This window comes from Streptomyces sp. NPDC057486, assembly GCF_042802415.1.
In the GTDB taxonomy this organism is placed as follows: Bacteria; Actinomycetota; Actinomycetes; order Streptomycetales; family Streptomycetaceae; genus Streptomyces; species Streptomyces yanii.
In genome coordinates this window covers 1-8,386 of the sequence record NZ_JBHVEE010000232.1, presented here as the reverse complement: position 1 = coordinate 8,386, position 8,386 = coordinate 1, and the positions used below count along the sequence as shown (strand labels likewise).

Below are 8,386 nucleotides of genomic sequence, written 5' to 3'. Positions count from 1 at the left end.
TTCGGAAGCCGGACGGGACAGGACGGGGCGCCGCGCACCGCCCGGCAGCCGGACCCCGTTCAGCCGCTCAGTGCGGCCGCGGCCGCCGCCCCGCCCGGCCTGACCGCCGAGGCGGCGGCCGCGGCGCCCACCAGACCCGCGTCCGTACCCATCACCGCGGGTGCCACCGTGAGCTGTTGGACGAACGAGAGCGTGGCGTAGCTGCGCAGGGCGCGGCGCAGCGGAGCGAAGAGGACGTCGCCCGCACCGGCCACTCCCCCGCCGATGACGGCGATGTCGATCTCGACCAGCGTGGCGGTGGCGGCGATTCCGGCGGCCAGCGCCTGCGCTGCGCGCTCGAAGGAGGCGACCGCCACCGGGTGTCCGGCCCGTGCGGCCGCGGCCACGGCGGCGGCCGTGGCGTCGCCGTCCGGGCCGGGCTGCCAACCGCCCTGCAGGGCGCGACGGGCGATGTTCGGCCCGCTGGCGATCCGTTCCACACAGCCACGCGAACCGCACGGACACGGGTCGCCATCCAGATCCACACTGATGTGACCGATGTGACCGGCGTTGCCGGTGGGCCCCGGGTGCAGCTTGCCGCCGAGGACCAGACCGCCGCCGACCCCTGTCGACACGACCAGGCACAGCGCGTTGTCGTAACCGCGGGCCGCACCGAGCCAGTGCTCGGCCGCGGTCATCGCGACCCCGTCACCGACCAGCTCCACGGGGAGCCCCCCGGCAGCCCTCCGTACCCGGTCCACCAGCGGGAAGTCACGCCAGCCGGGAACGTTGACGGGGCTGACCGTCCCCGCCGAGGCATCCACCGGACCCGCGCTGCCGATGCCGACGGCAGTCGCCCGGTCCCACAGCGGCGACGCGGTCAGCTCGGCCAGCACGTCCGTCACCGCGCCCATCACCGTCTCGCCGCTCTCCCGGGCGGGCGTCGGCCGCTGCGCCCGCACGAGAAGCGTGCCGCTGCCGTCCACCAGAGCGCCGGCGATCTTGGTGCCGCCGATGTCGAGCGCGGCGACGAGGTCGGTATGCATCGGTGTGGGCTCCGGATGAGTGAGTGGTCGGGGACCTGCAGCTTCAGTAAATAGTCTGCCCAGTCTCTATTCAGTTGACAACGTTGTCCAGGGCCTATGCTCGACGGCACAGCCTCCGGCACCTCCGCGACAGCCGTCTGCGACCGGCCGGACAGCCCGCACCCGACGACAGGACAGCGCATCGTGGCAGAGACCGCCCGTCACTCCGAGCCCCGCTACGGCAACCGGCCGACCATGAAGGATGTGGCCGCCAGGGCCGGAGTGGGCCTCAAGACGGTCTCCCGCGTGGTCAACAGCGAGCCGGGGGTCACACCGGACACCGAGCGCCGGGTCCAGGAGGCGATCGATGCGCTCGGCTTCCGCCGCAACGACAGCGCGCGCGTGCTCCGCAAGGGGCGCACCGCCTCCATCGGCCTGGTCCTGGAGGATCTCGCCGACCCGTTCTACGGGCCGCTGAGCCGCGCCGTCGAGGAGGTCGCCCGCGCCCACGGTGCCCTGCTCATCAACGGATCGAGCGCCGAGGACCCGGAGCGCGAGCAGGAGCTCGTGCTCGCGCTGTGCGCCCGCCGGGTGGACGGGCTGATCGTGATTCCGGCCGGTGACGACCACCGCTACCTGGAGCCGGAGATAAAGGCGGGGATCGCCACCGTCTTCGTGGACCGCCCGGCGGGCCGGATCGACGCCGACATCGTCCTCTCCGACAGTTTCGGCGGCGCCCGGCAGGGTGTCGCCCATCTCATCGCGCACGGACACCGCAGGATCGGCTTCATCGGTGACCAGCCGCGTATCCACACGGCCACCGAGCGTCTTCGCGGGTATCACGCCGCGATGACGGACGCCGGGATCGCCGTCGAGGACTCCTGGGTCTCCCTCGGCTCCACCGACCCGGCGCGGGTCAGGGCGGCCGCCGAGGCGATGCTCTCGGGCCCCGAACCGGTCACCGCGCTCTTCGCGGGCAACAACCGGGTGACGGTCACCGCGGTGCGCGTGCTGGCGGAGCGGGAGCGTCCGGTCGCTCTGGTCGGTTTCGACGACATCGAACTGGCCGACCTGCTGGGCATCACGGTCATCTCCCAGGACGCCGCGGCCGTGGGCCGGACGGCGGCCGAGCACCTCTTCCGCCGGCTGGACGGCGCGGACGACGCCCCGGCGCGGGTGGAACTGCCGACGTCCCTCATCGCCCGCGGCTCGGGCGAACTGCCGCCCGCCTGAGCCGGGGCGTCGACGGACCGGCTCGGTCAGCTTCCGGCGGGCGTCAGCAGCGCGTCCGCCACTGACGTGCGTGCGTAGAGAACCGAGCGTCCGGCGCGGTGGGCGGTCACCAGGCCCGCGTCTCGCAGGGCCGTGAGGTGCTGGGAGACGCCGGCCGCGGACAGTCCGGAACGCCGGGCGAGCGCGGTGGTCGACGCGGGGGTGTCGAGCTCGGTCAGAAGCAGGGTGCGGGAGCGGCCCAGGACAGCGGCGACCGCATCGGCGGCTGCGGTGCTGCGCGGCTCCCAGAGGGTGCCGATACCCCGTGCCGGATAGGCGAGTTGAGGAGGGTCCGGCGCCACCGAGCGGGTGAGCACCCGCGGCCAGGCGAACACGGAGGGCACCAGCAGCATCCCCGCGCCCGAGTCGGCGCGGGTCAGGGCGCAGTGGCGGCGTACCAGGCGCAGGCTGCTCTCGTCCCATCGCACCGAGTCGTGCAGTTCATTGAGGACCTGCGCGGCCCCGAGCTCGGCAACCTGCCGCGCCCGGCGGAACACATCGGCTTCGAGCAGCTGGAGGATCCGGGCCCAGTACGGCGCGAGCGCCAGCTCCCAGTAGGTCTCGATCTCGGCGGCGACCTTCTCCAGCGCCGGTTCCGGAGCCTCGCGCAGCAGTCCGAGCCGCGCGGACCGCCCGAGGTCCTGCTCGACGCCGAGCCTGTCGAGATCGGTCCGTACCCGCTCGGGCGGGGTCTGCCGGATCGCCTCCAGTTCGGCCGCGAGTTCCGGGAACGGGGCGGGCGGTGTCGGGTTGAGGAAGTCCGCGAGGTATCCGCCGGCGGGGATCAGCTCGGCGAGCCACCCGCGGTCGAGCCCCGCTTCCGCCAGCCGGGGCCGTACCTGCGCGGCCCAGCGCCGGTGCAGCGGCGGTTCGCTCTCGGCGCGCAGCAGCCGGAAGCTGGTGACGACCTCCCACATCGGGGAGATGGCGAAGCGGGTCTGCGCCAAGTCCGCGGTGGAGAAGCTCAGTTCCGACTCCATGTGCCCCCGCCGTCCAGGTCCCTAGGGCCGATCGCCCGTTGGATTCGGTCCCACCTTAATCAATGGTCCGGTACCGCGGTCGGGCTGCACGCTCCTCGCATGCTCTCCACCTTTCGCGGCCTTCCGCCCACGGTCTGGACCCTCTTCGCCGGCACGATCATCAATCGGCTCGGCTACCTGGTCACCCCGTTCCTCGTGTTCTTCCTCGCCGCACGCGGCGTCACCGGCACCCAGACCTCGTACGTCCTCGGCGCCCTGGGCGCGGGCAACCTGCTCGGCCCCGCAGTCGGAGGACTGCTCGCCGACCGGATCGGCCGCCGCCCGACGATGCTCATCGGTCTCCTCGGCGCCTCCGGAGCGCAGGGTGCTCTCTTCCTCGCACCGGGCGTGCTGACGATGGCCGGCGCCGCGCTGCTGCTCAGTGCGGCAGGCGCGATGATCAGCCCCGCGGTGTACGCGCTGATGGCCGACTCCGTGGACGCGGAGCGCCGACGGCGGGCGTACGCACTGTTCGGCTGGGGCATCAACATCGGTACGGCGGCGGCAGGCGTCCTCGGTGGATTCCTCGCCGCCCACGGCTACTGGCTGCTCTTCGCGGTCGACGCCGGGACCATGCTGCTGTACGCCGTCGTCGTCGCCACCCGGGTGGCCGAGACACGGACGCCGAAGGACCGGGCCGAGGCGCGCGACGGCATCGGATACGGCGTCGTCCTCCGCGACCGGCTGCTGCTCGCGCTGCTGCCCCTGTTCGGGGTGCAGCTCTTCGTCTATTCACTGACCGAGGTCGCCCTGCCGCTGGCCGTCCACGACAGTGCGCTTTCCCCTGCGGTCTACGGGGCCATGGCGGCGGTCAACGCGGTGCTGGTGGTGGTCCTGCAGCCGTTCGCCACAGCTCGCCTCGCGAGGCTTCCGCAGATTCCGGTGCACGCCGCCGGCAGCGTTCTCATCGCCGTGGGTGTGGCGCTCACAGGCGTCGCGGACAGCGTCGCGGGTTACACGCTGTCGGTGGTGGTCTGGTCCGTGGGCGAGGCGTGCGTGTCCGGGATCGCCTCCGCGATCGTCGCCAACCTCGCCCCGGCCCACGCACGGGGCCGCTACCAGGGGGCGTTCCAGTGGACCTGGGGGGTCTCCCGGTTCGCGGCCCTGACCCTGGGCGTCACCGTCTATACGGCTCTCGGTCCGGCGGTCCTCTGGTGGTCGGCACTGCTGGGCGGTGTCCTCTGCTCGGTCGCGCCGCTCGCCCTCGCGGGCCGCATCACAGGTCGCATGAACCACGAGCTGGCGGCCTGAGACACCGGAGAGCCCGGTCTCAGCCCCTGCTGAGCCGTCCGAGCGCCAGCTCGGCGAGCAGCGCCGCGGCGTCACCCAGTACGGAGTCGTCGAAGACGGCTTCCGGGGAGTGGTTGTAGGGAGCTGTGGCGGGGTCGAGATCGGCCGGGCAGGCACCGAGCATCAGATAGGCGGAGGGGACGTGTTCACCGATGAAGGCGAAATCCTCGGCCCCGGCGATCGGGTTCGGCAGCTCGAAGCAGCGGTCCGCCCCGAACAGTCGGGCCGCCGTCTCGGCTGCGTACGCCGCCTCGACGGGGTCGTTGACGGTGACGGGGTAGCCCTCGTCGACGACTGCTTCCACGGTCAGCCCGTGGGCCTCCCCGATGCCGCGTACGAGCCGGGGCGCTTCCTGGAGCACACGGGCCCGCGCCCCGGCCGAGAAGGACCGGATGCTCGCGGAGAACACCGCCTCGTCCGGAATGACATTGTGGGCGGTGCCCGCGTAAAAGCTGCCGACGGTCACGACGACCGGGTCGAAGGCGTCGAAGCGGCGCGTCACCATGGTCTGCAGCCCTGTGACGGCTTCGCAGGCGGCCGGGATGGGGTCCAGGGCGCTGTGCGGACTGGATCCGTGCCCGCCGCGCCCGCGCACGGTCACGTCGAGGCTGTCGGCGGCGGCCAGGATCGGTCCGGGGCGGGTGCTGACGAAACCGTGCGGCAGCAGGGCGGACGCAACATGGAGGGCGTACGCGGCCACCGGCCTGGTCCCCGCGGCATCGAGCACACCTTCGTCGATCATCACCCGGGCCCCGGCGTCGCCCTCCTCGCCGGGCTGGAACATGAACACCACGGTTCCGGCCAGAGTGTCGCGCCGCTCGCAGAGCAGTCGCGTGGCGCCGACCAGTCCTGCGGTGTGGAGGTCGTGGCCGCAGGCGTGCATCACGCCGGGGACGGCGGAGGCGTACGGCAGTCCGCTGGTCTCCTGCACCGGCAGCGCGTCCATGTCGCCGCGCAGCAGCACGACCGGTCCGGGCAGCGCGCCGCGGAGCACGGCGGTGACCGAGGTGAGCTGCTTGCCGAGGGTGATCTCGAGGGGCAGTCCCTCCAACGCCGCCAGCACCTTCGCCCGGCTCAGCGGCAGTTCCAGGCCGACTTCCGGCTCCTGGTGCAGCGCGCGGCGCAGCCCGACCAGTTCGGGCAGGAGCGCGGCAGCGGAGCCACGGAGGTCGGCGTGGCGGCGAGCGGCATCGGTCATGGCGTCTCCTCGCGAGTCGGTCCCGCCATCCTCACCGTTTTCGGCTCCCGCGCCACCCCCGGTCCTTCCGGCGGCGATCGGCGTATCGACGAGGAGTTCCGCGTAAACCGCTTGTTGTGTCTGTCGAACGGTCACCAGGATGACCCCATGCCTGCTTTCACCGCTCCCGACGGAACCGAACTCGCCTATCACCTCGTGGGTGAGGGCGAGCCGGTGCTCGTCCTGCCCGGGGGACCCATGCGCGCCTCCGCCTACCTCGGTGATCTGGGCGGCCTGGCGAGCCGGCGCCAACTGGTCATGCTCGATCTGCGGGGCACCGGCGGCTCAGGCATCCCCGCCGACCCGGCCACCTACCGCGTCGACCGGCAGGTGGCCGATGTGGAGGCGTTCCTCGATCACCTCGATCTGGACCGCGTGGACGTTCTGGCGCACTCCGCGGGCGGCGATCTCGCGATCCTCCACGCGGCCCGGCACCCCCGGCGCATCCGGACCCTCACGCTGATCACCGCCCGTGCGCGTGCCCTCGGTGTCGACTTCACCGAGGAGCATCGCCGCGAGGCCGCCGCGCTGCGCAGGGCCGAGCTGTGGTTCGAGGCCGCGCACGACGCGTACGAGGCCGTCTGGGCAGGCTCCGCCACCGACGCCGACTGGGACGCCATTGCCCCGTTCTTCTACGGCCGTTGGGACACCGCCGCTCGGGCGCACGCCGCAGCCGATGCCGAGCAGAGCAACTACGGGGCCGCGGACGTCTACGCGTCCCTCGATGCCTTCGCCCCTGCCGCGACCCGCGAGGCCGTTGCCGCGCTGGACGCCCGGGTCCTGGTCCTCGCGGGCGAGCTGGACAGCGGTCCGCTTCCTCGCGTCGCGGCCACCGTCGCGGGGTTGTTCCCCAAGGCCGAACTGGCCGTCCAGCCGGGCGCAGGTCACTTCCCGTGGCTCGACGATCCCGTCCGCTTCAGCGGGACCGTCGAGACCTTCCTGCGAGGCTGACGGCACGGGCCAGGGCCCGTGGCCTACGGCGCCGTCACCGTCAGTCCTCCGCGCCGGGGCGAGGCGAACGCGTCGAGGTCCGCTCGCGTCAACCCCGTCAGGCGGGCGACCTCGGCGGTGTCGAGTGCACCGCAGTCGATGCCGCGCAGCAGGTATCCACTGAGGGCCTTGGCGGTGGCGGGCTCGTCCATGACGTCGCCGCCGGCCTTGGCGACATACGCGGCGAGCCGGGCGGCAGCCTGTTCCAGGCCCTCGCGATAGAAGGCGTAGACGGCCGCGTAGCGGGTCGGCAGGTGGCCGGGGTGCATGTCCCAGCCCTGGTAGTAGGCGCGGGCCAGCGCACGCCGGGTGAGCCCGTAGTGGAGCCGCCACGCCTCATGGACCTGGTGGGTGGGGCCGACCGGGAGGACGTTGGTCGAGCCGTCGGAGACACGTACGCCGGTACCCGCGGCAGCCACCTGCATGACCGCCTTGGCGTGGTCGGCGGCCGGATGGTCGCTGGCCTGGTAGGCGGCGCTGACGCCCACGCAGGCGCTGTAGTCGAAGGTGCCGTAGTGCAGGCCGGTCGCGCGGCCCCCAGCGGCATCGATCATGCGGGCCACGGCCGCGGTGCCGTCGGCGGCGAGGATGGACTGGCTGGTCTCGATCTGGATCTCGAAGCCGAGCCGGCCCGACGGCAGGCCGTGGGCCTGCTCGAAGGCGTCGAGGAGCCGGACGAAGGCGGTGACCTGTTCGGGGTACGTCACCTTGGGAAGGGTGAGCACCAGGCCCTCCGGAAGCCCGCCCGCCCGCATCAGACCGGTGAGGAAAATGTCCGTGGTGCGGATGCCTCGGTCTCGTACGGCGGCCTCCATGCACTTCATCCGGATGCCCATGTACGGGGCCGCCGTGCCGTTCTCGTACGCCTCCGAGACCAGCCGCGCGGCGCGGGCGGCAGCCTCGTCCTCCTCGGCGTCGGGGCGGGGGCCGTAGCCGTCCTCGAAGTCGATGCGCAGGTCTTCGACGGGCTCGCGCTCCAGCTTGGCGCGGACGCGGTCGTGAACGGGCGCGGCGAGCTCCTCCGGGATGCCGAGGACGGCGGCGAACGAGGCCGCATCGGGGGCATGCTCGTCGAGGGCTCGGAGCGCCTGGTCGCCCCAGGAGCGGATGGTCTCCGCGGTAAAGGTGTCGCCGGGGACGTAGACCGTGTGGACGGGCTGGCGGGTGCCGGGGTCTCCCGGGTAGCGGCGGGCGAGTTCGGCGTCCACCGCGGTGAGGGAGGCACTGATCTCCTCGCTGACCGCACCGGCGAGGCTCGTTGCCACCTTCTCCTGCTGACCCATGTCCACACCCTCCACAGTGCCGCTGTTTCCGCTTCCCGGAATCAACAATCCGTATAGTGAAGTTATAAGGCCACCGGACCTGCGTCAATGGTGATCAGAAACGGTCCGGGGCCGCGCGGCGAGAACACCACGCGGCCCCGGACCATCGAGGAGGGGTACAGCCCCCGACAGGTCAGCCCTTGCGGGAGTTGACCTCTTCGGTGAGCTGGGGGACGACCTGGAAGAGGTCGCCGACGATGCCGTAGTCGACGAGGTCGAAGATCGGGGCCTCGGCGTCCTTGTTGATCGCGA

At 72.3% G+C, this 8,386-nt stretch carries 7 protein-coding genes and 1 pseudogene; 3 read left to right on the top strand and 5 right to left on the bottom strand.

Features of this window, described 5'->3' with window-relative positions; genetic code table 11:
* Positions 1–59: 59 nt before the first annotated feature.
* Positions 60–1,025, bottom strand: a complete 966-nt coding sequence (locus ACFU6I_RS46810) for an ROK family protein (protein WP_384380216.1) — start codon at positions 1,023–1,025, stop codon at positions 60–62.
* 183 nt (positions 1,026–1,208) lie between these two features.
* Between ACFU6I_RS46810 and ACFU6I_RS46805 the strand changes: the two genes are divergently transcribed.
* Positions 1,209–2,237: a LacI family DNA-binding transcriptional regulator gene (locus ACFU6I_RS46805; protein WP_345511925.1), complete on the top strand. Its 1,029-nt coding sequence runs from the start codon at positions 1,209–1,211 to the stop codon at positions 2,235–2,237.
* Positions 2,238–2,263: 26 nt separating this feature from the next.
* On the opposite strand, the gene ACFU6I_RS46800 is transcribed toward ACFU6I_RS46805, so the two are convergent.
* Positions 2,264–3,256 carry a DUF5937 family protein gene (locus ACFU6I_RS46800; RefSeq protein ID WP_384380213.1) on the bottom strand — a complete coding sequence of 331 codons (993 nt, stop codon included), beginning with the start codon at positions 3,254–3,256 and terminating at the stop codon, positions 2,264–2,266.
* Between the two features lie 99 nt (positions 3,257–3,355).
* On the opposite strand from ACFU6I_RS46800, the gene ACFU6I_RS46795 reads away from it, so the two are divergent.
* Complete coding sequence (locus ACFU6I_RS46795; protein WP_384380210.1) at positions 3,356–4,546, top strand: MFS transporter; 1,191 nt, start codon at positions 3,356–3,358, stop codon at positions 4,544–4,546.
* A gap of 19 nt (positions 4,547–4,565) precedes the next feature.
* On the opposite strand, the gene ACFU6I_RS46790 is transcribed toward ACFU6I_RS46795, so the two are convergent.
* Positions 4,566–5,783 (bottom strand): M20 family metallopeptidase, encoded by a 1,218-nt coding sequence (locus ACFU6I_RS46790; protein ID WP_384380207.1) that lies wholly within the window; start codon positions 5,781–5,783, stop codon positions 4,566–4,568.
* 147 nt (positions 5,784–5,930) lie between these two features.
* Between ACFU6I_RS46790 and ACFU6I_RS46785 the strand changes: the two genes are divergently transcribed.
* Complete coding sequence (locus ACFU6I_RS46785) at positions 5,931–6,773, top strand: alpha/beta fold hydrolase (protein WP_384380204.1); 843 nt, start codon at positions 5,931–5,933, stop codon at positions 6,771–6,773.
* Positions 6,774–6,796: 23 nt separating this feature from the next.
* Here the strand turns inward: ACFU6I_RS46785 and ACFU6I_RS46780 are convergent, their stop codons facing one another.
* Entirely contained in the window at positions 6,797–8,095 is a 1,299-nt protein-coding gene (locus ACFU6I_RS46780; RefSeq protein ID WP_384380201.1) for a DUF6986 family protein, read from the bottom strand.
* 172 nt (positions 8,096–8,267) lie between these two features.
* Positions 8,268–8,386, bottom strand: a pseudogene (locus ACFU6I_RS46775) (electron transfer flavoprotein subunit alpha/FixB family protein); the annotation flags it as partial.

Bases quoted from the DNA above. Each gene is read 5' to 3' on its own strand.
- ACFU6I_RS46785 (WP_384380204.1), top strand. From the start codon at position 5,931: ATGCCTGCTTTCACCGCTCCCGACGGAACCGAACTCGCCTATCACCTC.
- ACFU6I_RS46810 (WP_384380216.1), bottom strand. From the start codon at position 1,025: ATGCATACCGACCTCGTCGCCGCGCTCGACATCGGCGGCACCAAGATC.
- ACFU6I_RS46780 (WP_384380201.1), bottom strand. From the start codon at position 8,095: ATGGGTCAGCAGGAGAAGGTGGCAACGAGCCTCGCCGGTGCGGTCAGC.
- ACFU6I_RS46795 (WP_384380210.1), top strand. From the start codon at position 3,356: ATGCTCTCCACCTTTCGCGGCCTTCCGCCCACGGTCTGGACCCTCTTC.
- ACFU6I_RS46790 (WP_384380207.1), bottom strand. From the start codon at position 5,783: ATGACCGATGCCGCTCGCCGCCACGCCGACCTCCGTGGCTCCGCTGCC.
- ACFU6I_RS46800 (WP_384380213.1), bottom strand. From the start codon at position 3,256: ATGGAGTCGGAACTGAGCTTCTCCACCGCGGACTTGGCGCAGACCCGC.